This window comes from Pirellulales bacterium, assembly GCA_035533075.1.
Lineage (GTDB): Bacteria > Planctomycetota > Planctomycetia > Pirellulales > JAICIG01 > DASSFG01.
Map to the genome: position 1 here is coordinate 25,975 of DATLUO010000281.1, position 22,828 is coordinate 48,802.

Here is a 22,828-nt window from a genome sequence, read left to right on the forward strand (position 1 = left end):
AAAAAACGACAGCGGCCGCGGCGTCGCGCCGCGGCATATCGCCTGTTACCCTAGAGATCGTAGGGAGTGTGACACGAATTTTTTTTCAGGCGCCATCCCTCATCCCTCATCCTACGAAGGCAGCAGCTCGCCCAACTCCTCGCGCAAGCGATGCAGCACGCGCGATTTGGCCTTGCGGACCGCCGCTGGCGTAACGCCCAGGTCGGCGGCGATCAAGGCGGGCGATTGGCCCTCGACCGCCGCCCGCCAAAACGCCTCCCAGGTGCGTTGCTCGAACTCGCCTTGCACCAGCTCGAGCGCACGATGGTAAACCCCGCTCAGCTCTTCGGCGGTGTCGTCGGGCCATTCTTGCTCGGCCACCTGCTGCAACTGCAAGTGGGCCTCGGTGCCGCCCTGGGCCTGGGGGTCCTTGCCGCGGCGGCGAAAATGGTCGAGCAGCTTGTTGCGCGTGACGCCGCGCAGCCAGCCGCGAAAGGTGTCGCCCGGCCGGTCGCGGCGAAAACCCTCCAGGCCCGTGGCCACCGCCTGAAACACCTCTTGCTGGATGTCGTCGGCGTCCTGGCCCGTCACGCCGCGATGACCGCACCAGCGAGCGACCAGCGGGCCGTAGAGGTGTACCAGGCGTCGCCAGGCCTCCTCGTCGCCGTCGCGCACCCGCCCCAACAACGTCAAAGAGGTCTGTTTGTCCGGCGGATTCATGGAGTGCTTTCGGCCTTGCCAGGGCGAGTCTACTTCACGCGGTTGAGAATGACACCCGAGCCGCCGCTTCTGTAGGGAACGCCCTCCGTGGCGTTCCACGGCTTCGCCCGAGGAGAGTCCATTGGTAAGCCGCGGAACGCCACGGAGGGCGTTCCCTACAGAGACTTCGGGACCAAGGATCTTACTTCCGGGCGCGTGAAGTATAACGCACAAGATGTCACAGCCGCCGCGATTAGGTTAGTATGTTGTGAGTTTGTCGAAACGCAACCCCCGATCGCTTTTAGGTTCTGTTTTCTCCGTCAGCCACCCAACCCCCCTCCCATCGTCTGAGAGCGACCCGCCCCGTGCTTCGTAATTGTCCTCCCGAACCCGACCTGCTGGCTTTCCATTTGGGAACGCTGGCCGACCACGAAGTCGATCGCGTGGCTGAGCACCTGGAGACGTGTTCGGCCTGTGAAGCGGTCGTCCGACTGCTCGAAACCGAGGTCGACCCGTTGTTGGCCGCGCTGCGCCGACCGCACTCCGCGCCTTCAGACACTTTCGGTCTTGCCAGCGGGCGACGGCCTGAGCGGCCCGAAGCGGACGAGGCCGCGCCGGTCGGGCACGAATTGCCCGGCTATGAAATCCTGGGCGTGCTGGGCCGCGGTGGCATGGGCGTGGTATATCTGGCCCGGCAAATCGGCGTCAACCGGCTGGTGGCCCTCAAACGATTGCGCACGACCAATCCGAAAGAAGCGGCACGCGCCCGCGTCGAGGCCGAGGCGCTCGGCCGCCTGCAGCATCCTTATATCGTGCAGATCCACGAAGTGGTCGAGCACGAGGGGCGCGTCTACCTGGCGTTGGAGTACGTCGAGGGCGGCTCGCTGCAAGCCAGGCTGACCGGCAAGCCGCAGACGAGCGAGGCCGCCGCAAAGCTGATCGAGCTGGTGGCGCGGGGCGTCCACCACGCTCACCTCAACGGCATCGTCCACCGCGACCTGAAGCCGGCCAACATCTTGTTGGCGCGCGGCGCGCAGGAGTCGGAACTGTGCGCGACAAACCACGGCGCGCGAACGACGTCCTACGGTTTGCCCAAGATCGCCGACTTCGGCATCGCCAAATGGCTCGCCGACGACTCCGGCCACACCGAGCATGGCGACGTGCTGGGCACCGCCACCTACATGGCCCCCGAGCAGGCCGCCGGCAACTTGGACCAGATCGGGCCGGCCACCGACATCTACAGCGTCGGGGTCGTGCTCTACGAACTGCTTACGGGCCGCGTACCGCTGCAAGGGATCACCACGCTGGAAACGCTGGCCCTGGTGCGCGGCGAGGAACCCGTTTCGCCGCGCCGGCTGCAACCGCAGATTCCGCGCGATCTGGAAACGATTTGTCTCAAGTGCTTGGAGAAGGAACCGTCAGCCCGCTACTCCAGCGCGGCCGCGCTGGCCGACGATCTGGACCGCTTTTCGAACCACGTGCCGATTCATGCGCGGCCGATCACCTTCTGGGAACGTGGGTGGAAATGGGCCAAGCGACGGCCCGCCGTGGCGGCGTTGTCGCTGGCTTTGGTGCTGGTGGCGGTCGCCGCAGTGGCGGCGGTTACCCGGCAATGGCGGCTGGCCGAGGAGCAGGCGGCGAATGAGGTGGTTCTTCGCGGCACGGCCGAGCGGAACGAACGTAAAATCGAGCGCCTGTCCGCCAATATGATGCTCGATCGGGCCGCCGCGCTGTGCGAGGCGGGCGACATTCGTCGCGGCTTGCTGTGGATGGTCGAGGCGCTCGATGCCAGTTTGCACGCCGGCGACAGCGACCTGGCGCGCGTGGCCCGCCTGGACTTGGCGGGCTGGATGCCCTTTGTGGTGAGCGATCGCGCTCAGTGTTCGCCCGTCGCCGTCACCGCGGCGATGTTTGATCCGCGCGGCAACGTGCTGCTTACCGGCGGCCCCGATGGCCAGGCACGGCGATGGGACGCCCTCACCGGCCAACCCCTCGGTCGATCGCTGGAACACGCGGGGCCGATCCGGGCATGCTCCTACAGCGGCGATGGGAAAACCATCCTGATCGGCTGCGACAACGGGTCCGGGGGCGGAGAGGCGCGCGTTTGGCACGCTGCCACGGAGAAGCCGCTTTGTCGCGCATTGATGCATGCGCGGCCGGTGATTCAAGTTGCGTTTTGCGGCCATGACCAAACGTTTATAACGGTCACCGCCGACGAAACCCGGCTTTGGAGCAGCGATGGCCGGCCCATCGGCCAAGCGATGACGCACGATCCGCTGTACGTCGACGCTGCCGGCCGTCCGCGGCCGATGACGGCGTCCGTCAGTCCGGATGGTGCGTTGATTGCCACGGGAGGCAGCGATCTGATGGTGCGTCTTTGGAACGCCGCGACGGCCGAGCCGGTCGGCCGACCGTTGGAGGCCACGCACGCCGTCGTCGCGCTGGCCTTCAGTCCCGACAGTAAAGTCGTGCTCGCCGGCGCCGCCGACGGAGGCGTGCGGATGTGGGACGCCGGCACCGGCGAGCGCCGCGGCGAAAGCCTGAAAATGCGCGGTATTGTCAACGCCGTCGCCTTCAGTCCCGACGGCCAGATTGCCGCGGCGGCGGGCGCGGTGGGCGAACCGCACCTGCAACCGTCCGGCGAGGTGCAGCTTTGCCAGGTGGAAACCGGCCAGAACCTGGGAGCTGCCCTGGCCCACCCCCGTCCCGTGCGAGCGCTGGCCTTCAGCCCGGGCGGCCGGCTGTTGCTCACCGGTTGCGACGACGGACAGGCGCGCTTCTTTCTGACCGCCACGGCGTCGCTGCTGGGCCAACCACTGCACCACGAGGGCCCCGTCACCGCCGTGGGCTTTAGCGCCGACGGCGGCACGGCGGTAACGGCAATCGCCACGGGCGACAGCCCTGCCTGCGCCCGTCTGTGGCAGACCCCGCGCGAGCAACCGTTGGGCAGACCCTTGGTCTTGCCCGGTGAGCTCGACAACATCGCGTTCGCTCCCGACGGCGCCCTGCTTGCCGGCACTCGCGACGGCTCGTCAAGGCGATGGGAGTTGAACGGCGACGTAGCGCGCAGGGTGCCGGAGCGGCGCGCGGGGCCCCTTGCCGCCCCCGCCCCTGGCGGGCGCGGCCGGGCAAACGATTCAGACGCCGGCCCCAATTCCGTTGATTCGCCCGATGGCGGCTACATTCTGGAGGCGGATACCGACCAGCACGCGCGGCTCCACGATGCGGCCACAGGGAAGGCCTTTGGGCCGCCGATCGGCGGCAAGGATGTCTGCTGCATCGCCTTCAGCACCGACGACACGCGGCTGGCTGCCGGCAGTTCTGACGGCCGAATCGCTCTCTGGAACAGGTGGCCGCCGCTCAACGGAGATCCGGAGCGCGTGCGTTTGACCATTGAACTGCTGACGGGAATGGAGTTGATCGCGCACGAGTCGGCTCGCAAGCTATCGCAGACCGAACTGGAAGATCGCCGTCGCCGCCTGGACGAGTTAGGCGGTCCATGTGTCTTTTAGCGGCGCGAAACTTTTCCACTTCCGCGGGGTTGGATGGGGCGGGCTTCTCGGACATGATTGGCTTTTACCAGCCCGCTGGCTGAGCACGGGAGACGGAACATGCTTCGACGCACATGGGCTGTGGCGGTGATGGCCGCGGGGCTGACACAGGCTCGGATGGCGAACGCCGCCGAGCCGGGACCGGGACCGGTGCCGCCCTGGGCGCAGGCGCGCGATCCCGACGAGGTGCTGGTGTTCAAGTGGCCCCAGGGCGATCTCAAATTGCACATCTACCGTCCGCAGGACTGGAAAGCCGAAGATCGTCGGCCCGCGATCGTCTTTTGGTTCGGCGGCAAGGCACAGGATGCCGGAGTTCGCTGCGAGCTATGGACCGCCGAGGAGGGATGTTACTGAATCCCGAGCCAATAAGGCGCAAATCGATTGAGCCCTGATGCACGTAAACGACCGGCGGATCAATCGCCGTCAACGCGAGCGGATCGGACGGCTCGCGGAGCACCGTGAAATCGTAGTTGTGCCCGGGCACGGGCGCCGGCAGCGGCCCCGTCTTCGCGTCGTCAACAGTGATGCAGACTCGCGCCGTCTGACGTCCCAGCGGCGCGTCTTTGGGCAGGTTGAACATGATATAGCTGCGGTCTCCGGCAACCGCGGTCGGCGCAAACGCGGCCGAGTTGCCCACCGTAATCTTGAAGTCAGCGGCCGAGGCGGGGAAGTTCGTGCGGAAGATGCAGACCTGCGCGCCGCGCAGGGCCTCGGCCGGCTCCAACTTTGCCACGGTCGGAATCGTCTCCGCCGCGGGAGGCGATGTCTCTTGCGCCGTCAGCGCGACAACAAACGGCGGGCCAAAAAACAGCAGCCAGCCAAAGACGATGCCGCACCGCCGAGGGTTGAATCGGCAGCCACGGTCTGCGGGCGTCAAGCGTATCGATGTCGCGCGAAACATGGTTGACTGAACGCCGAGGGTGATTCACGGTACAAGACCAACCGCTTGTCCAGCCTAATCGCAGCGCCGGACGATTGCCACCCGCCTTAGCCGGCGGCGGATCCGCCAGCACCCGCACCGGCACCGGCCGGCGCGCCGGCCGGGCCGTTGAGCAAGGCCATATTTAGAACGTGAAGCAGGTTTTGTCCATTGGGGGTGCCCCAACCCGATGCCGCGTCGTAGCCGGGACCGGCGCTGTAACCGCCGACCTGCGAGGTGTTATTGTCGCCCGACTCGACGTCAGTGCAGCCGAGAGCGCCGACGGCCTGTGCGCCAAGCTTCTGATACAGGACCGGCGTTACATAACCGAGCCGCTTGCCAGGGCCGCGCTGGCCGTTGATGCGGGTGATGAGTGCCGCCACAAGGGGCGAGGCGGCGCTCGTCCCGCCGTTGGGCTGCGCGTGGCCGTCGACGACCAGCAAGTAGGGCGAAGCCGTCCAGTCAGCATTGGCCGATAAATCGGGGATGCAGCGGCCGAGGATTGCGCCTGGATTGACCGAAATGATGTTATCCAACCCCGCCTGCCAAGCCGGTCGCGGAAAGACAGCGCTGACGCCCCCGCCCGTGCTCCCGCCGTTATCGTTTCGCAAGCCATCTCCTTCTTTCCAGGCCACGTCGGGTGCCGATCCGTCATCGGCCAGGACCGTCGTGCCACCCACCGATAGTACATACGGGCTCGATCCCGGAAAATCGACGTGGGCATGTCCGTCCAGGTCGGCGTCGCTCGATCCGTCATCACCGGCGGCGAGGCAAACCGTGATCCCCAAGTGAGCCGCTTCCAAGAAACTTTCATTCACCTGCGTCATCGCCTGCTCAGTCCAGATGTCGGTGTCTTCCGGCGCGCCCCAACTGATCGACAGTACCCCAGGGTCGTTATGGCTATCCTGGATTGCGGCATCGAGGGCTGTGATCCATCCGATTTCCGTCCACTGGGCAAAATAGACGGCGATGTTCGCCTCGGGGCACACGCCGGCCACTACCTCGATATCGAGCATCACTTCGCCTTCGGCGCCATCCTTTGCCGACGTGGACGTTCCGTCTGTGCTAATGGCGGTCACCGTCGGGGGTGAGATGCCCGCCAGACTGCAGAACTTCTTCAGGTCGTCGGGAAAGTACCCGCCGCCGAATTCCAACAGTCCGACCGTTTGTCCGCTGCCGTCGCCCGAGGGATAGTTGTAGTGAGCGGCGAGCTGTAGTCCGTCGAGATGCGTTCTCAGCGAGGTGTTGTTAGAATTCTCGGCCAGGCCCGGAACCGCGCATTGCAGAGATTGCCAGATCCGCAACGACGCCTCCAACTCGAAACGTCTCGGCAGGCGCGATAAGAGCAACCAGGCCAGCGCTTTGCGAGTCTTCCGCGGCAGCCGCTGGAAGGCGTCGGCCATCGGGTGCCGCGCCAGCCTTCGCAAGAGCTCTAAAAACACGTAGCTGCCCCAGAGAAATTGCCAGATGGTGAGCCAGAACAGGCCGACGACCGCGAGCCACGTTAGCCACACAACGGTGTTGAACTGCGCCGATTCGTAGGCCGCCAGGGAGTGTGCCCAAGCGACGACCAGGAATAAGAAGGGGAAGATGATCAAAGTATGCCACGCCAAGACCCGCGACACGGAGGCAAAACCATGCCCGAGCACCGCTCGCCACGTGAAATCCTCGGCGTCGTTGCGGGACGGCCAGCCTCGGCCGCTTTCCAGGCAACCCACCAAGGGGCGGATAATCTGTGTCAAGCCGGCATAGTTGAGATCGCGAGGCTGTTGCGGCGCGCGCTCAAACGGATTCAACAATGGAAAGCGATCCGCAAAACTGCGACGCTGCAGATGGCCCCGGAACCACCAGGCGATCGCGATCGCCACAAAAAAGCAGGGAAGCGTGGGCGTCACGCGGTCGCCGAAGCGCGCCGATCGCTCCAAAAAAATCGCGGCGTCGGAAAGCGGCTTCGATGGATTGGAGACCAGATACAGCACGACCGCCTCAACGGCCGCCGCCGCGATGAACGACCACGATACGGTACGCATGACCACTGCGGGCACTCGGGCACAGTCTTGGCGGATTCGTGGCCGCCGCATGGCGAGGACGGTGCCAACGGCAACGGCTGCGAAAACCGCGCCCAGCGCGGCGTGCTCGGTTGCCAATACAGCCAAGATCACGGCCTGACGCCTCCAGTTATCAGTCCCGAAGCAGAATGACACTCTACCGCGGAGCCAAAGCGAAAGATGAACGAGCGTGGGCGAAGCAAGAGCAATCTCGGCCGCCAACAACGAGAGAAAATAGGGCACCGGCCACCAGTAGTGCCGAAACGCGTCGTCGCCGCCAGCCGTCGCTACGATGTGGCCGGCCAGATAGCGCAGGGAGCTTACCACGCAAAAGCCGCTGAATCCCGTCGCGATGAGGCCCAGCATGCCGCGCAAGCCATCTTCAATATCTGGGTCGCCGTAGGTCGCAGACGAATCGCGATAGGAGTGATGCGGCTTTTTCTCGCTCACAGCTCGTAGAACGTAGTGTCGGTCGTTTTCGCTGGCGTCTTGCGCGTTCCCTGGCGTGTCCCGGATAGTTTTGTCGTCGCCGTTCTTGGGCAGTTGCTGCTGTTCCAATGGTTGCCATTTCTCTCGCGGAACGACGGCGATGGGCCAAAATTCGCCGTTGCTGACGGCAGTCAACCATACTGGCGGCGCGACGTGATATCCGTCGCCGATGTCCTCGAATGGCGTGCGGTATTCGAGTGGCTCAAACGCAACTCGACTCGCCGGGCCGTTTGCCGCCCGAGGCTGGTCGTCGGAGCAGCGCGACGACTCGCTGCCGCCGGGTACAGGCAAGTCGCTTTGCGCCAAAAGCGCCAACGTGGCATTGTAAACGCCCTCAGAGGCTACGTTGGTGAAGGAGATTCTGCGCGATGCGCTGCGCGGATCGAGCGCAGTCCACTTCTGATTCTTGCTGATGAGAGGATAGGTCGTTGCGATTAGCGAACCTTCCAAGGCAGGCCCGACGTCGGGATGAGTAAAAATGGAATCCGCTCGAAACAGCACGAGTTGAACTTCGGGACAGTAGAACCGCACCTGCTCGGCCAGGAATAGCTGGTCGCGAACATCGGTGGCGATCAGACCAATGCAGCGAATCCCTCTGCGGGTCATCGACAGGAGAATGTGCGCGATGGATCGCTCCACGGAGGAAATCGTGGTTGGCGAAAAGGATGGCACGTGTTGCGGCGTCCCCCTTGTGTCTCCGAGTGAAAGATCGAGGTTCGATTTGGGTGCATTATCGACGTCGCGCCGCTTGCCGGTGAGCAGCCGCGAGTCTTTGTCGTACGCGCTTCGCATGGAGCTGATGTGCATCGGAAAAGGCACCTGAAGTACGTCGCCTTGGGGCGACGTTAAGGTTTGACTCGCCTTTTTCCCGGCGCCCTGCCGGGGCTTCGCTACCGGCAACAATAACTGTTCGCCAAAACTCGTGTCCGCCTCCGTGAGGAACGCAACCTGATGCGGTTCGATGCCGTGTTGCCACAAATGGTCCAGCAGCACTTCGCGGATGACCGAATCGGGAATAACCGTGGCATGAAACGTTACGCTGAGGCCGGGCCGATTGGCCGACAGTTCGCGGAATTCGAGGACCGATTTATTGGATATCGCGGATGCAGAGCCAGATACACACGAAATTGCGACGGGCGCTTCGGCGCTATCTCCTCCAGACCATTCCTTGAACCACTCGCCGATCGCCAGGCGAATCGACGAGGCAGCCCCAGAAAAGAACGGCGCCACGAGATGAAGCCGCAAGCTCGTCTTCGACAGTGGATCCGGCGGCGCGGACGGTTCGGGCCCAGCGGAGACCGGCGCTCGTGGAGTTGCCTGCCAAAAAGACAAAAAGTCGAGCGATCTTCTGAGTGCAACCTTATCGACGCCTGTGGTCGGGGTTTCACCAACGACGAAGACCGCTAAGACGTCGCTCGCATTTCCGGAGCAGCGAAAAAGAATCAGCCCGGGCGCATGGTCGGCTGTCTTGGTTAAGACGCCGGGGCTCACCCCAGGTCCATCGCGTGCGGGTGCCCACGGTAGCCAGTAGCGATCGAATACGTAACCTCGACGTTCGGCAGCACGCTGGAGTCCGTCGAGGGTGATGTCGCTAAAATAACCCAAGTTGGAATCAATCGGGTCGGGCACCGATAGGATCAAGAATCGAACGCGAATTCCGTGCTCGTCGGCTGCCGCACGAAGCGAACCGACTTCCGCAAGCGTCGGCGGACTGGGGCTAGGCGGGCTGATGCCAGCCGCGCGGCTCACCGCCGCCGCTAACGCATCGAAGAAGCCAGGAGAGCTGGGGTTGAATTCGGCGCTGTAAAACTCCTCGATCAAACGTTCCGGATCTTTGCCGCGAATCGATGCTAGGGCAGTGTGGGCGTCGATGCCCCCGGTGGTTTGCTCCCGCACGGGGGCGGCGCCGCAACCGTTTGCGGTAGTAAGCGGACGAGTATCCGGTCCAAGGCGCATAGCAAAGGCAGCAACCAGTCCTAACAGAAATGCTTGACCGATGGTTCGATTCATAGACAAAAACCGGTGGGTTCGCCGACACGGCTAGAACTCGATACGCGACGATCCCTCCTGGACGGTTGACAGTGCAGACGGCGGTAATTTGGCAGAGGTGGACTCGACGTTCAATCGACTTTCTCTCGATCTTCTCGCGAAGTCGCGGGTTTATTCCATTAGTCGGGCCCTGCCTCAGGGGCTAAATCTGGCCTGGAAATCGAGCCTGAAGGGCTTGCACAAAATGTCCGGCGAGTTGCTTGAAGCCGTCGGGATAAGGATGTAACTCGTTCGCCCAGTCGCCGGGCTTAAGCGTGCCTTGTGTGTTGACGAGAATGAAGTTGTTGGCGGCGTTGCCCGCCAAGCCGAGAAGCATCGTGTTGAAGGTGGCTAGTGCTTGCCGAACAATCGACGTGCCTTGCGCGAGGTTCCAGCCACAATAGTCGAGCGACGGTTTGAGCCAAGGGCCGGCACAAGCCGGGTGCGAGCCGTTGGGAATCGCAAAGTCGTAGCTGTGAGCGAAGGGCCTGAATGATCCGCTCCTGCTTCGGCAGCGACATTTCTTCGGTGGTGGCGTCGCCAACGTGCGAGACGTGGAGGATCACCGGGCTTGTGTTGCCCATCAGCGCGAGCTGGGCGACGATGTCGGTGCTGTGGACCGAGACGTCGTTGCCGGCCAGGGGGTAGTCGAATCACGAGTCGCCGTGGGCCAGCATGACCAACGGCTCGGCGGGCACGGGCGCGCCGGCCAGCGCTGCCGCGGCGATCACTTGCGTGCTCGATTTCAGACGTGCGATGGTCCGCTGATGCGCGGCCGTCCGCTCGGCGATTTCATCGTCGATCGCGTCTCGCAACTGCTGCCGTAGTGCAATGCTTTCACGCATGACTTCCCCGCTTCATCGCCCGGTCATTTCACGAGCGATGGCGGTACTTTGGCACAGGCTGACTCGATCTTCAATCGACGTTCTCTCGATCTTCACTCGATTTTCTACGATCGAACTGGCGGGCCTAAAACGCCATCATTTCCCAGAGATACTTGTCGATGTACGTCGCGGAAATTTGGCCGTAGCCGATTTCGGGGGAGAAATAGCCGGGAGAAGGCGCCTGGGTGGCCCAAACGCTGCCCCAACTGTTGCGGAGGATGAACCAGCCGCCCACGGGTTCGGATGGGTCGGGTTCAAACCGAGTCACGCAAATTGCATGGCCGCCCGCCACCACCGACGTCGGTAGAGGGTCGATCACTCGGCCGTAGAGTGCGCCGATCGCCGTATTCCAGTTCGTGGCCAATGGGTTCAGCGCGTCGCGGAAAACGGGTACGGAAATGGCGACCGGGCGCTGCCCGCTCTGCAGAGCGCTCAGCACGGCGGCAGCACCGCCCGACGACTGATACAGCCCCGGGGTGAGAAGCCGACCGCCCGCGTCGGCCTGCGCAGCCGCGGAAGGATCGGCCGCGGACTGTTGGCCTATATTGCCCGGAATTGGAGTGCCGTTGTAATTCCAAAGCGCTTCGGGGCAGATACCGACGGTCGCCAAAGCGGCGCGTGCATATTAGAGGGGTCAAGGGACATTGGCGTGCTCCGCAGTTGGCTAATTTAACGGACTGTCTTCTTGCTTGAACTGCCGAAACGAATTAGAATTTGCTTTGAAATGCCTCACCTGACCCTAAGACCTCTGTCTTTAAGACCTCTGGCGACCGCCACGACGCGGCCGGGCGATTTTGGCATTCGGCTGACCGGTGACGGGCTGCTTGCGCCCCGGAATATCCTGATTGAGCTAGAAAAGCTGGGTATCCGCGACGGCGTCCAGTTGGTGTCGTTCGCGAACGCATTTCCGTCGTCATTGGCGTCGGTGTTCGGATGGTCGGTTGATGAGGTCATCGGCGCTCGTGAAGCGCTGTTGAATGACTTGCGGGGATTGCTGCCTGACGAAGTTTTGAATCCGCCTCCCGCTCCTCTACGTGCCTTCGGTGCGATGCCGCCGGTTGCGGCCGACGAATCAGAGCCGAGTTGAGTATCTCGGGGATCGATCTTCAATCGACGTTTTATCGATCTTCTTGGCGCTCGCGGCGACCATTGCGGCGGGCCGGCCGTTTGGGTTTGCCGTTGTGCGACGGGTGACGAGTCGCCTTTTTCTGCCGCCACTCCCAGCGGACCGCACCGCCATCAGCGTGAAAGTCGATGTGCGTCTGCCGCTGGTTAAGCTTGTAAACCGCGTCGGCCAGGTGCGACGGCTCGTTGCCGTCGGGCAGACCATTCAGCGGCTTCGCCACGCGGTCTTCGGGTTTCGGGGTCCATCACGCGGGCTGGCGTTCGCCGTGGGTCGGAACTAGACTTGATCTCCGTTGTGGCAACTGGGTTCGTAACGATGGGACGCCGATGATGACGCGCACTTTATTGACGCTGGCCTGTTTCAGCCTGGCAATCGACACCGTATCCGCCGCGGACTGGCAGCCGGCCAAAGGGCCGCTCAAGACCCGCTGGGCCGACGACGTGTCGCCCGACAGGCCCCTGCCCGAATATCCGCGGCCCCAGTTGGTGCGGACCGATTGGCAGAACCTCAATGGTCTGTGGCAGTACGCCGTCCAGCCGAAAGCCGCCGAAAAGCCCGCACAGTACGAGGGGCAAATCCTCGTGCCTTTTCCCGTCGAGTCGGCGCTGTCGGGCGTGATGAAACGCGTGGGGCAGGACCAGCGGCTCTGGTATCGACGCACGTTCTCGCGCGACGATTCTTGGGCGGGCCGCCGCTTGCTGCTGCACTTCGGCGCGGTCGATTGGGAAACCAAAGTCTGGGTCAACGGCCGACCGGTCGGCGAGCATCGCGGCGGATACGATCCCTTCACCTTCGACATCACCGATGCCCTCCGCGAGCGCGGCGAGCAGGAAATCGTCGTCTCCGTGTGGGATCCGACCGACGCCGGACCGCAGCCCCGCGGCAAACAGGTCAACAAGCCCGGCGGCATTTACTATACGCCCACCAGCGGCATCTGGCAGACGGTCTGGTTGGAACCCGTGCCCAAGGGCCACATCGAGTCGCTGAAGATCGTGCCCGACGTCGATCGGCACGCCGTGCGGGTCACCGTGCGATGTGCCGGCCAAACGGGCGACGACCGCGTGACCGTGAGCGTAGCGGGAGCCAGTGCGGGAGAAAAGACTGCGCCGGTCAAGGCCGTTTCGGCGAACGGCCGGCCCGGCGAAGAGCTATTAGTCGAGTTGGCCGACGCGCGTCTCTGGTCGCCCCGCGAACCGTGGTTGTATGACCTTTCGGTGACGCTCGGATCGGGCGACCAACCCGGCGACCGCGTGACGAGCTATTTCGGCATGCGCAAAGTTTCGCTGGGGCCGGACGAGAACGGCGTGACTCGCATCCAGTTGAACGACCATCCGCTGTTCATGTTTGGCCCGCTCGACCAGGGCTTTTGGCCCGACGGGCTTTACACGGCTCCGACCGACGAGGCTCTGCGTTACGACGTGGAGCTGACGCGTGAGATCGGCTGTAACATGTGCCGCAAGCACGTCAAGGTCGAGCCTGCCCGCTGGTATTATTGGTGCGACAAGCTGGGACTGCTGGTTTGGCAAGACATGCCCAGCGGCGACAAGTCGGTGGGGCCGGGCAAAGGCGAGATCGAGCGGTCGGCGGAGTCGGCGGCGATTTACGAGCACGAGCTGCGGGCCATGATCGACAATCTGCACAACGCGCCCAGCGTGGTGATGTGGGTGGTGTTCAATGAGGGCTGGGGCCAGTTCGATACGGTCCGCGTCACCGAATGGACGAAGCAACACGACCCGTCGCGGCTGGTGAATTGCGCCAGCGGCTGGAACGACTTTCCGGTCGGCGACGTACACGACATCCACAACTACCCGGCCCCCAACTCGCCCGAACCCGAACCGAAGCGAGCGGCCGTGCTGGGCGAATACGGCGGGCTAGGGCTGCCGCTGAAAGGCCACACCTGGCTGGGAGAGAAGAACTGGGGATATCGCAACTACGGCGACCGCACCGCGCTGGCCGATGCCTATTTCGGGCTGCTGTTTGGTTTGCGGCAGTTGACTTCGTCGCCGGGACTTTCGGCCGCCGTCTACACGCAAACCACCGACGTCGAGACCGAGGTGAACGGGCTGTTGACGTACGATCGCGAGTTCTTGAAGATTCCGGCCGAGCGGTTGGCCGCCGCGCATCGACGGCTCTACCTGCCGCCGCCGCGGCTGCTGGCGGTGGTTCCGACCTCGGAAGAAACCGCCACCGACTGGCGGTATACCACCACCAGGCCCGCCGACGGTTGGCGGCAAAAGAAGTTCGACGATTCATCGTGGCCGCTGGCGCCGGCCGGCTTCGGCACCAAGAGCACGCCGGGGTCGGTGGTGCGTACCGAGTGGAACACGCCCGATATTTGGCTGCGGCGGACGTTCGACGTGCCGGACAGCGCCGTCGGCGAAGGGCTGTTCAGCGATCCGCACTTGATGGTCCACCACGACGAAGACGCCGAGATTTACATCAACGGCGTGCTGGCGGCGACACTGCCCGGCTTCACGGTCGGGTATGGCGCCTTCCCCATGCGGCAAGAGGCCCGCGCCGCCATGCGGGCCGGCTCGAACGTGCTGGCCGTGCATTGCAAGCAAACCGGCGGCGGCCAGTACATTGACGTCGGGCTGGTGGACGTGATGGAAACGCCGGGCGAAGAAGGGATTCGCGCCGGAAAGTAAGTAAACTTCATGCGGCCGAGAATGAGACATTTGCCGCGCGAATAAAAGCGGTGGCTGGGGCAGAGCTTGGCCAGATAGCGGCTGGCGTCCTTCAATCGCGTGACGGTCAAGCGATGCCCCGGTAGTGCCACCACCGGGCATCCGCTGGCCGGTGGCGCGTATTGGTCGTTGCCGGGTCGTTCCCGGCCAGCTTCTGCCGCAGCCATCGCCAAGGCGTCATTCTCGGCCGCGCGACGAAGAATACGGTCCGCGCAAAAAAAACGCCCGGAGCATTTCCGGGCGCCTGGCGCCGATCGCAACTCGACGTGGGTTTACTTCTTCGTGACTTCGAAGCCCTTCGCGAAAGCCTTGTCGCCGAAGACCTTCTCGAGTTTTTCATCGCCGCTCGCCTTTTCAACCGCGCCCTTGCAGTTGTTGCAGCAGAAGCAGACCGCGACGCCGTCGACCTTGATGGCGGTCGCCGTGTTCAGGTCCTTGCCGCTGAGCGGGCACTTCACTTCCTTGGCCTGGCCGGTGGCCACAAGCTGCATGTTCGCCTTGGTGGCAAACTTGGCCGTGTCCTTGGCGAACGCCTTGGGGCAGTTGTTGCAGCAGAAATAAACGGCGGCGCCCTTATAGGCGACGCCGGTGTCCTCCTTGCACTCCTTGCCCGACACCGGGCACTTGGCCTTCTCCAAGCTCACCTTCTCCGCCGCGTAGAGCGAGGCGGTCAAAAGGGCCGCAATGGCCAAAGCAGTCACAGCACGCATCTTCATCGAAATTCTCCTTTGCCGCGGATTCGCGAAACAAGTAAGCACAATACCGCATCGGTATATGTCCTACAGATTATCGAGTCGGCAAGGCTTTGTCATCCCATAATTTTCGGTTTATGCAACGATGCCTTAAAACGGCCATCCGCCCGGAAATCTCGTGACATAACATACTGTCGCCACACGACTTACGCATGTTAATCGAGGTCGAAAAAAGCCTCTGTATCGCGGATCGCTCAAAAAAAATTATGAGATTTCGGGCCGCGGCTGGTCCGATGGCGGCGAAAGACCGCCCGTCTTCGCCTCTTTATCCGCAATAGGCAGTTGCTCCCACCGCGGCAAACTGGTCTGACCAGCGTCCATCAAGGCGTCCGCCGCCGGAGCTGGGGCGGCTCCCTCAAACATCCGTCGCGCCAAGGCCCGATAGCGGCTTCGCTGTCCGGTGGCCACCCAGAACAAGAATGCGTTGCAGCCGAGAGATGCGAACAGTCCAACTTGCATCAGCGACGGCTTGAGCGGGGGGGCGACCGGCAGGCCCGGTTTGTGGTCCGAGGGAGAATCCTCTTTCTTCGCCTGCGCATGAACCTCGGTGTCGGTCGGGGTCTTGCTGTTCGAAGCCGGCTTTTGCGGCTCAGTGCGTTCGACATGGGGCGCCGCCGTGGCCGCCTCGCGATGTTCCGCCTCGTTCGGCGACGAATCGTCAGCGCCGCTGGATTTGCTGTGATAGCCCGCTACGCGGCTGTTGAGCGGCTCGGCATCTGCCGCGATGCGTCGGGGTTCATGGCCGGCGACACGCGGGTCTTCCAATGTGAGAGCCGGTCGAAGCACGGGACCGGGCAACTGCGAGAGATCAATGTCGTTGGTCTCCGCCCCGGCATCGTCGTCGGCTGGGGATTCGCTCACCGGTCCGCCCGCCGGCACAACGGCCGATTCGGGCGGCGGCTCGCCGTGGTGCGGAAGCCGGGCCGTGCCGACCGTGATGCGATAACTGCGGACCTGGCGCACCGAGCCGGGCAGATCGCTGAAGATATCGTGCCCCGATTTCAAAGCGTCGAGCATTTGGGGTTCGATCTGAATGATGTATTCAATGCCGCCGCCGGCCACCGGTTGCCAACCATAATCGACGCCCAGGGCCGCGGCCGACAGACAGACCAGAATGCCGGTCATGGTTCAAATCTCCAGCGTTTGCGGATCAATATGACAATCCCCAATATAGCGACTGGGTAAACCCAAAAACGCGCCTGATCGGCCCGTTTGCGTCAGGCAACGGAATTCTTGCCGGCCCAGGTGCAATGCCGTTATCGGGCTGCTAGCATAATAGGGGTGAAAAAACGCCACACTAGGACGCAAACGAAAAGCGGTGCGGTACGATGAGCATCACCGGCCAGTTGAGGGGGCGCCGTCTTTCTTACGCTACGAGCGTCTCCCTGACCGGGTTCTTGCTGCTCGGCCTCTGCGTGACGCATTTCGCGCAGCGCGATCATGCCGCGCCCGCCGGTATCGCCGCCCCGGCCCAGGCGGCCGCGACGGAACCGAACGCCGGCGCCTCTGTGGCGGTTGTCGAGGTGGCGGAATCGTCGGCGTCCGAGGCCCGCCAATCGTCTTCGCAGCCCGAATTCGACGCCAATACGGTGGTCCATGAATCGCCCGAAAGCGGCCTCGCGCACGACGGCGCGGACCGCAGCGCTGTCGCCGCGGCCGGCGAAAGCGTAACTCCCGTGTCGCCGGTCGGAAAAACCGTTGGCCAAGCGTCACCGTGGCGACTTGCGGCGGCGCCTCTGCCGGCGACCGCCACGGGCCGACCGCGGACGCGCGACGACAACGGCGTGGTGTTTGCCGGCCAGTCCGACCAAATCGCCAAGGTCAAGTCGCAGATGGCCGCCCTGCTGGCGCAGATGGCATGGACCGCCAACCAGGTACTGGTGCGTGAATCGCCCGGCGGCGAGCGAATCGCTTATGTGCTCAACAGCCCGCCCGGCGACACGAACACGTTCGTGCTTTCGCGGCAGCCGCAGCTTGGCATCGGGCCGGAGATGATTACCTATACCAGCCGGCTCGGCCAGAAGAAGACGCTGGCTTTGGTCTCGCAAAAGGAAATCCTGGCCACGATGCTGCAAGCCGGCCGGGCCTTTCTGTTCAGCGGCCCCAATTGCCTGGTCGAGGCGCTCAAGGAGCAAATTGCTCTGCGGCAGAACGTCGTGTATTGGGGACTGCGGGCCGACTGGGTGTTCCCCGAAGACAAACTATATCGTTACAACACGGGCGACTATTGGCAGGTAATGCAGGGCGACGACTGGACGCTCAAGCCCGGCATCAAGGCGGCACCGGCGATCGGTGACGCCTTTGTGGGCAAGTTTTTTTATCAGATCGGCTGCACCAGTGCCTGCCGCTTTATCTTCACGCACGGCATTTTCGATTTCTACCAGGCCGTCCGCCCGAATCCCGCCGTGCTGGCGAGGCTGAGCCAATTGCTTGACCCTGAGCGGCCGTTCGTCGGAATTGCCCCCACGGTCGACCGCAATCGCGTGGTGGTGAAAGAAGGGCGGCTGATGGAGCGGCATACCGACGTTCCCTGGAACCACTGGGTGCCCGGCGACTGGGGCTGGATCAAGAACCCCGACGACAAGTCGGCCGAGGAGCTGGGGAGCGAAGGCTGCAACATCATCTATGCGGGCGGCGGCTTCTTCGTGAACTACTATCCTGAGCGGCCTCCCAAAACGCTCGACCAGGCCATCAAGCGGGTCTACGGCTGGCGTTTTGGTCTGGAGGAGTCGGAGTTGGATTTATCTGCCGACTTGATGCAGCAGCTTCGCCAGGACCCGCGGTCCGGCGGCATGCTTCGCGACGTGCGCGACTACCCGAAGCGATTCGGCGTCGTGGGGCCGGCGCCGCCGGGGGCGTAGCCATAAATGCTGTCGGGGCAGCGACACTTTTGTGCTATACTGGCCCGCCGTAGGGCACGCTTTCAGCCTGACATGTGTTGCCACGGAGTTCATCATGGCTTTCGTCATTCGCGCCGGCATCATTTGGCTGCTCCTACTGTTCACGGCGTCATCGGCCCACGCGCAAACGGTCGCCCGTTGCGGACAAGGCTTCTTGGAAGAGATCGATGGCTACCGCGTGCTGCACGTCAAAGGCCCGGCCTACGAGATGGGCTATCAGCATGGCGCGCTGCTGAAGGACCATATTCAGGGCAATATCGACTATCTCTTCAATGTCAAAGCCAAGCAGAAGCCGCTGGCGTTTTTGGGCGTCGAACTCGACCCCAAGCAGTTGATCTCGATGATCGTCGCGATTCAGCGGCGCTATATGCCCGAACGGTTTCTCGAAGAGCTGCGGGGCGTGGCCGACGGCGCCGAGTGCCCGTTGGAAGACGTGCTGGTGGCGAACTTCATTCCGGAACTGTTCCATTGCAGCGGCTTCGCGGTGATGAACGGCGCGACGAAGGACGGCACGCTTTATCACGGCCGCGTGCTCGACTACTCCATCGATTGGCAGCTTCAGGAGCACGCCGTGCTGGTCGTGGCCCAGCCCGAAGGCCGCGTGCCGTTCGTGAACGTGACGTATGCCGGCTTCATCGGCTCGGTGACGGGCATGAACGCCGAGCACGTTTCGGTCGGCGAGATGGGCGGCGGGGGACGCGGGCATTGGGGCGGCACGCCGATGGCCTTCCTGGTGCGCCGCGTGCTCGAAGAGGCCAAGACGCTCGACGAAGCGGTGGCCGTCTTTCGCGACAGCCAGCGGACGTGCGAGTATTACTATGTGGTGGCCGACGGCGACGACAATTCGGCGGTCGGCCTGGCGGCGAGTTGGAACACTTTCGAGGTGGTGCGGCCGGGCGAAGCCCATCCGCGGCTGCCGGAGCCGACGCCCGACACGGTGCTCCTTTCGGCGGGCGACCGCTACAAGGAGCTTGCCCGGCGGGTGCGCGAGCAAGCGGGCAGGCTCGACGCCCCAAGCGCGCTACGCCTGATGGATTGCCCGGTGGCCATGAAGTCGAACCTGCACAACGTGCTGTTCGAGCCGCGTTCGACGAAGCTCTGGGTGGCCAACGCATCGCCCGACGGCCAACCGGCGGCCACGCAGCGGTACTATGCCTTTCAGCTCAGCGAGCTGCTCCAGCGAGAGCCGGATCCTGCCGCGCGCCGGATCGCGGAGAGAGATGAGCGATGAGGGCAATCCGATTCAAGCGCCGCTGGTCGCCGTCGGCGAAAAGTTTGGGTGTCTTGCTTTCGCCTCGCCGGCCAGGCGTTCGAGCTGCCGCGTGCCGCTCGCCTGGTACAGCAAAACCGTACTCACGATGCCGGCTTCGTCACCACCTCCAGAATCTTCTGCTCGCGTGCCTCGAGCAGTCCGCCCTGCCAACTCAGGACCCATCGGCAAAAGAACGCTACCGCTACGCATTCGGCCACCGCCAGCGGCAGGAAGAGCGGCGCTGCGTGCGTCCAGCCAAGCTGTTCGTAGAGGGTTTCGATTCCCAGCGGTAAAAAGGTCGGCAACTGAGTCAGCGGAAAGAAGATCATGACCGCCATGAATTGCACCAGGACCGTTAACGCTTTGGGACTGGCGGGCTTCAGCGAGCCGGCGGCAAGGTAAATCGGCGTGAAAATCGAAAGCATGTTCATCAAGACGCAGAACAACAGATACATCGAGAGGAACTGCGGCGGCATCGCCGCCAGATGATCCAACCGCAACGGGCAAACCGCCTCCAACGCCGCCACCATAAAAGCCGTCATCCCGGCCGCCAGCGGGAAAAAAGCCAGGTTCTTGCCCAGCAGGATGTCGCGGCGAGAGGCCGCGCAGAGCACAAACACCCGAAAGCCCTCGCGATCGAAACCGAACTGGTTGGCCATAAGCTGCATCATGCCGAACAGCACCACGATCATGGCCCCAATCGCCATCAGCGGCCGAAGCTCCGCCGGCAACGCATTCGGCTGCCTTAGCACCACGCCCCCCAGCACCACGCTCATGATGATGGGCGTCAACAACATCATTTTCGCTTCGGGCGACCGCAACAGCGAGCGAAAGCCGGCCAGCGCGATGGCCGACACCGGCTCTGACACGCCCGGCAAGCGCAGCTCCAAAAGCTGCGGGCCCGTCGTCCGTGCGACCGCCGGCGCGGGGGCGGGCGATGCGGCCACGGGCACCGGCTTGCCCTTCCGCGCGGTGAACTGGCCTTGGTAAAGCCGTAGCGTTGTGCGGTAAGACCGCCACAGGCTGCCGGCGCCGATCGCCGTCAAACCTATCAGCGCCAGCAGCGGCACCCACAGGTTCCCTTCGGCCGCCTGCATGACACCCAGCGGCAGCCAGCCAATCGGCAGCACCCAATTCGATAGCGCGACTGCCCGCTGCCATTGTTGGGCGGTGGCGGCCATCGCCTCTTGGTTTTCGCGCTGATGTTTCTCCATGATCTCCTGCTGACGGCGGAGATACTCCTGGGCCTCGCCTGGTTTCTTTTCGAATTCACGCTGCAACGATTCCAGTTCCCGGACATGTGCGAGGGAGCGGTCTGCCTGCTTCTGCCAGGGCGCAAACAGGTTCAGCACGTTGGGCAACTGGGCGATCAGCACGAACACGGCGGTGGCGCCCACAATCACGGTGCGGCGACGGCGCGGGTTGGTCATCAGCGAAGCCAGCCATCCCTGAAACTGATAGCTCAGCGCCGTGACCATCAACAGCAACGCCGCGGCCAACGGCCACGCCACCAGCAGCAACAGGCCCTGCGAAAAAACCAGGCCCAAGGCGAACCCGAAGAGGATGGGCACGAACAGGATTGTGGTCAGCGAGACCAGCGAACTGAGATAGTTGATGATAAACGCGCCCTCCAGCGAGACCGGCAAGTGCAAGAACTTAGAGAGCGCCAGCGACTCCGTGCGCTGCAACTCGGTGAGCAGTCCAATTGCCCAGACGAAAACGAAGCCCAGTGCCAGCACGTCCCAGGCGTAAAGCAGGTTGATCGGCGCAACCTCGGCAAACGCATACCTGCCGAGCAGGCAGGAGCCGACGAACAAAGGCAGCGACGCGATGAGGGCGAACGCGACGAAGATGGCCGTGATCAAGAAGTTGATCCGGCCGCCGCGGCGCCAGCCATTGGCCAACAACCGCCAACGGAGCCAAACGAAGGCCCGCAGATGCTGCCAGTTCACGAGACGGCCCCCTGCAGCCAATCGAGCTTATGCGCCGCCTCGGGGTGCGCTCCCGCCTGTTCCAGAAAGCGGTCTTCCAGCGAACCGCCGCGGCGGATTGCGTCCAGCGAGTTCTGCTCGACCAGCCGGCCCTTGACGATGATGCCCAGGTGCGTGCAGAGGCGCTCGACGATCTCCAGCACGTGCGAAGTGAGAAAGACCGTCGACCCGCGGGCCACAAAGCCGGCCAGCAGATCGCGAATGACGCGCGACGTGACGGCATCGACGCCTTCGAACGGTTCGTCGAGAAAGAGCAGATCGGGATTGGGCAGCAGTGCGGCGGCCATCGCCAGCTTTTTCTTCATGCCGTGCGAGTATTCGAGCGTGAGCTTCTTGCGTTCGTCGGCGAGTCCCAACAACCCCAGCAGCTCGTCCGAGCGGCTGTGGATGGTATCGCGCGGCATGAGGTGGATGCGGCCCACGAAGGTCAGATACTCGCGGGCGGTGAGGTTGTCGAACAGCGCCAGGTCTTCGGGGATGACACCCACGCGGCGCTTGGCCTCGAGCGACTGGCGGCGGTCGAGCATGTTGCGGTCGAGCACGCTGATCTGCCCGGCGGAGGGCGCGAGCAGTCCCGTGAGCATTTTGATGGTGGTCGACTTGCCGGCCCCGTTGGGTCCCAGGAAGCCGTAAAACGTGCCGCGTTCGACCGCCAGGTCGATTCGATCGACGGCGCAGAAGTCGTTGAAGAACCTGCTGAGCTGGTGTGTCTCAATTGCCAGGCAGTTGGACATGGGCGGCTCCGGCGTTCGCGTTGGGAAACCGACACTACGTTAACATAGCGCGGGGCCCGACGCCACCGCGGCGCAAAGATCGGGCCGCTTGCCGGTCCGCACGGCGGATCATATTATTCTTGCTGCGGTTCGCCTGACACGATCCTCACCCTATGAGCGTCCTACGAAAAGTATTCGGTCCCTCAATCGACGAACTCTTGCGGCGGCTTCCGAGGCACAATTCCTGTGGACGTGTTGCACATGGAAATTCCGGGCCTGATCCTGGACATCGAGCGGCTGATTCCGCTTTACAACCTCTTCGGCGAAGTCCTGGACCAATTGTGCCACATTGGCACGGCGCACGAACATAATCCAAGAATCACTTTGTGACGCGATTGGAAACTGCCGGCCCTAGCTCCAGACGCTCCCCTACTTCAGACGCTTTCGGTTAAGGAACATGCCGGCCGGTCGTCGCCCGAAATGGCGAAGCTCGCCACCTTTTGATTATAGTGATCGAACAGCCGTGCTACGGTTCGCCCTCTTCCGGCATGTCTTGCCGCTTCGCTCGCGGCCCCGCGCGATCGGCGAAGTCCACCGCCGCGAACGCCAAGGCGCACAGCACACATGTGGCGACGCCGGTGGCGAACAGCATGCCGACGCCGGCCAGGCGTTCGAGTTGCCGCGTGCTGAAGAGCGGCGTCTCGACCAGAAACACGACCACGGCCGCAATGGCCGCCAGCGCGCATATCGCCGCACCCAATATGAAAATGCCGAACAGGCCGCTTTTCATGAAATCGTGCATGCTTTGTC

19 protein-coding genes are annotated in these 22,828 nt (G+C 63.4%); 8 read left to right on the top strand and 11 right to left on the bottom strand.

What is annotated here, in order from left to right; translation table 11 throughout:
• Window positions 1-111: 111 nt before the first annotated feature.
• A complete protein-coding gene (locus tag VNH11_34980; protein ID HVA51598.1) occupies window positions 112-699 on the bottom strand; it encodes an RNA polymerase sigma factor in 588 nt (195 codons plus the stop codon).
• 344 nt (window positions 700-1,043) lie between these two features.
• Here VNH11_34980 and VNH11_34985 point away from each other — a divergent pair, with 344 nt between their 5' ends.
• Together VNH11_34985 and VNH11_34990 are read left to right on the top strand one after the other, a co-directional pair.
• The gene (locus tag VNH11_34985) at window positions 1,044-4,190 is read left to right on the top strand and encodes a protein kinase (GenBank protein HVA51599.1); all 3,147 of its coding nucleotides are present in this window, start codon (window positions 1,044-1,046) and stop codon (window positions 4,188-4,190) included.
• 99 nt (window positions 4,191-4,289) lie between these two features.
• Window positions 4,290-4,583, top strand: a complete 294-nt coding sequence (locus VNH11_34990) for a hypothetical protein (protein ID HVA51600.1) — start codon at window positions 4,290-4,292, stop codon at window positions 4,581-4,583.
• Window positions 4,584-5,216: 633 nt separating this feature from the next.
• On the opposite strand, the gene VNH11_34995 is transcribed toward VNH11_34990, so the two are convergent.
• Both VNH11_34995 and VNH11_35000 read right to left on the bottom strand, forming a co-directional pair.
• Window positions 5,217-8,492 carry a S53 family peptidase gene (locus tag VNH11_34995; protein HVA51601.1) on the bottom strand — a complete coding sequence of 1,092 codons (3,276 nt, stop codon included), beginning with the start codon at window positions 8,490-8,492 and terminating at the stop codon, window positions 5,217-5,219.
• A 1,384-nt stretch (window positions 8,493-9,876) separates the two neighbouring features.
• Window positions 9,877-10,050: a hypothetical protein gene (locus tag VNH11_35000; GenBank protein HVA51602.1), complete on the bottom strand. Its 174-nt coding sequence runs from the start codon at window positions 10,048-10,050 to the stop codon at window positions 9,877-9,879.
• 155 nt (window positions 10,051-10,205) lie between these two features.
• Here VNH11_35000 and VNH11_35005 point away from each other — a divergent pair, with 155 nt between their 5' ends.
• A complete protein-coding gene (locus VNH11_35005) occupies window positions 10,206-10,361 on the top strand; it encodes a hypothetical protein (protein HVA51603.1) in 156 nt (51 codons plus the stop codon).
• A gap of 5 nt (window positions 10,362-10,366) precedes the next feature.
• Here VNH11_35005 and VNH11_35010 read toward each other — a convergent pair whose 3' ends face one another.
• Together VNH11_35010 and VNH11_35015 are read right to left on the bottom strand one after the other, a co-directional pair.
• Window positions 10,367-10,558, bottom strand: coding sequence for a hypothetical protein (locus VNH11_35010; GenBank protein HVA51604.1), 192 nt, complete (start codon window positions 10,556-10,558; stop codon window positions 10,367-10,369).
• A 124-nt stretch (window positions 10,559-10,682) separates the two neighbouring features.
• On the bottom strand, window positions 10,683-11,207 hold the full coding sequence (locus tag VNH11_35015) for a hypothetical protein (protein HVA51605.1): 525 nt from the start codon (window positions 11,205-11,207) through the stop codon (window positions 10,683-10,685).
• 75 nt (window positions 11,208-11,282) lie between these two features.
• Here VNH11_35015 and VNH11_35020 point away from each other — a divergent pair, with 75 nt between their 5' ends.
• Window positions 11,283-11,684 (top strand): hypothetical protein, encoded by a 402-nt coding sequence (locus VNH11_35020; protein HVA51606.1) that lies wholly within the window; start codon window positions 11,283-11,285, stop codon window positions 11,682-11,684.
• A gap of 31 nt (window positions 11,685-11,715) precedes the next feature.
• Here the strand turns inward: VNH11_35020 and VNH11_35025 are convergent, their stop codons facing one another.
• The gene (locus VNH11_35025) at window positions 11,716-11,943 is read right to left on the bottom strand and encodes a hypothetical protein (GenBank protein HVA51607.1); all 228 of its coding nucleotides are present in this window, start codon (window positions 11,941-11,943) and stop codon (window positions 11,716-11,718) included.
• Window positions 11,944-12,049: 106 nt separating this feature from the next.
• Here VNH11_35025 and VNH11_35030 point away from each other — a divergent pair, with 106 nt between their 5' ends.
• Complete coding sequence (locus tag VNH11_35030) at window positions 12,050-14,371, top strand: glycoside hydrolase family 2 TIM barrel-domain containing protein (protein ID HVA51608.1); 2,322 nt, start codon at window positions 12,050-12,052, stop codon at window positions 14,369-14,371.
• 311 nt (window positions 14,372-14,682) lie between these two features.
• Here the strand turns inward: VNH11_35030 and VNH11_35035 are convergent, their stop codons facing one another.
• Window positions 14,683-15,126, bottom strand: a complete 444-nt coding sequence (locus tag VNH11_35035) for a hypothetical protein (GenBank protein HVA51609.1) — start codon at window positions 15,124-15,126, stop codon at window positions 14,683-14,685.
• Window positions 15,127-15,366: 240 nt separating this feature from the next.
• Window positions 15,367-16,287 carry a hypothetical protein gene (locus VNH11_35040; GenBank protein HVA51610.1) on the bottom strand — a complete coding sequence of 307 codons (921 nt, stop codon included), beginning with the start codon at window positions 16,285-16,287 and terminating at the stop codon, window positions 15,367-15,369.
• A 203-nt stretch (window positions 16,288-16,490) separates the two neighbouring features.
• On the opposite strand from VNH11_35040, the gene VNH11_35045 reads away from it, so the two are divergent.
• Window positions 16,491-18,023, top strand: a complete 1,533-nt coding sequence (locus VNH11_35045; GenBank protein ID HVA51611.1) for a hypothetical protein — start codon at window positions 16,491-16,493, stop codon at window positions 18,021-18,023.
• A gap of 94 nt (window positions 18,024-18,117) precedes the next feature.
• Window positions 18,118-19,293 (top strand): C45 family peptidase, encoded by a 1,176-nt coding sequence (locus VNH11_35050; GenBank protein HVA51612.1) that lies wholly within the window; start codon window positions 18,118-18,120, stop codon window positions 19,291-19,293.
• Window positions 19,294-19,415: 122 nt separating this feature from the next.
• Here VNH11_35050 and VNH11_35055 read toward each other — a convergent pair whose 3' ends face one another.
• Window positions 19,416-21,266 (bottom strand): hypothetical protein, encoded by a 1,851-nt coding sequence (locus VNH11_35055; protein ID HVA51613.1) that lies wholly within the window; start codon window positions 21,264-21,266, stop codon window positions 19,416-19,418.
• Window positions 21,263-22,039 carry an ABC transporter ATP-binding protein gene (locus VNH11_35060; GenBank protein HVA51614.1) on the bottom strand — a complete coding sequence of 259 codons (777 nt, stop codon included), beginning with the start codon at window positions 22,037-22,039 and terminating at the stop codon, window positions 21,263-21,265. The genes VNH11_35055 and VNH11_35060 overlap by 4 nt, the downstream gene beginning before the upstream one ends.
• Before the next feature lie 225 nt (window positions 22,040-22,264).
• Here VNH11_35060 and VNH11_35065 point away from each other — a divergent pair, with 225 nt between their 5' ends.
• The gene (locus VNH11_35065; GenBank protein HVA51615.1) at window positions 22,265-22,408 is read left to right on the top strand and encodes a hypothetical protein; all 144 of its coding nucleotides are present in this window, start codon (window positions 22,265-22,267) and stop codon (window positions 22,406-22,408) included.
• Between the two features lie 136 nt (window positions 22,409-22,544).
• Here VNH11_35065 and VNH11_35070 read toward each other — a convergent pair whose 3' ends face one another.
• Window positions 22,545-22,820, bottom strand: coding sequence for a hypothetical protein (locus tag VNH11_35070; GenBank protein ID HVA51616.1), 276 nt, complete (start codon window positions 22,818-22,820; stop codon window positions 22,545-22,547).
• Window positions 22,821-22,828 lie beyond the last annotated feature (8 nt).

Bases quoted from the DNA above. Each gene is read 5' to 3' on its own strand.
- VNH11_35050 (HVA51612.1), top strand. From the start codon at position 18,118: ATGGCTTTCGTCATTCGCGCCGGCATCATTTGGCTGCTCCTACTGTTC.
- VNH11_34990 (HVA51600.1), top strand. From the start codon at position 4,290: ATGCTTCGACGCACATGGGCTGTGGCGGTGATGGCCGCGGGGCTGACA.
- VNH11_35035 (HVA51609.1), bottom strand. From the start codon at position 15,126: ATGAAGATGCGTGCTGTGACTGCTTTGGCCATTGCGGCCCTTTTGACC.
- VNH11_35010 (HVA51604.1), bottom strand. From the start codon at position 10,558: ATGCGTGAAAGCATTGCACTACGGCAGCAGTTGCGAGACGCGATCGAC.
- VNH11_35060 (HVA51614.1), bottom strand. From the start codon at position 22,039: ATGTCCAACTGCCTGGCAATTGAGACACACCAGCTCAGCAGGTTCTTC.
- VNH11_35045 (HVA51611.1), top strand. From the start codon at position 16,491: ATGAGCATCACCGGCCAGTTGAGGGGGCGCCGTCTTTCTTACGCTACG.
- VNH11_35000 (HVA51602.1), bottom strand. From the start codon at position 10,050: ATGCTTCTCGGCTTGGCGGGCAACGCCGCCAACAACTTCATTCTCGTC.
- VNH11_35040 (HVA51610.1), bottom strand. From the start codon at position 16,287: ATGACCGGCATTCTGGTCTGTCTGTCGGCCGCGGCCCTGGGCGTCGAT.
- VNH11_35070 (HVA51616.1), bottom strand. From the start codon at position 22,820: ATGCACGATTTCATGAAAAGCGGCCTGTTCGGCATTTTCATATTGGGT.
- VNH11_34980 (HVA51598.1), bottom strand. From the start codon at position 699: ATGAATCCGCCGGACAAACAGACCTCTTTGACGTTGTTGGGGCGGGTG.
- VNH11_35030 (HVA51608.1), top strand. From the start codon at position 12,050: ATGATGACGCGCACTTTATTGACGCTGGCCTGTTTCAGCCTGGCAATC.
- VNH11_34995 (HVA51601.1), bottom strand. From the start codon at position 8,492: ATGCACATCAGCTCCATGCGAAGCGCGTACGACAAAGACTCGCGGCTG.
- VNH11_35005 (HVA51603.1), top strand. From the start codon at position 10,206: ATGATCCGCTCCTGCTTCGGCAGCGACATTTCTTCGGTGGTGGCGTCG.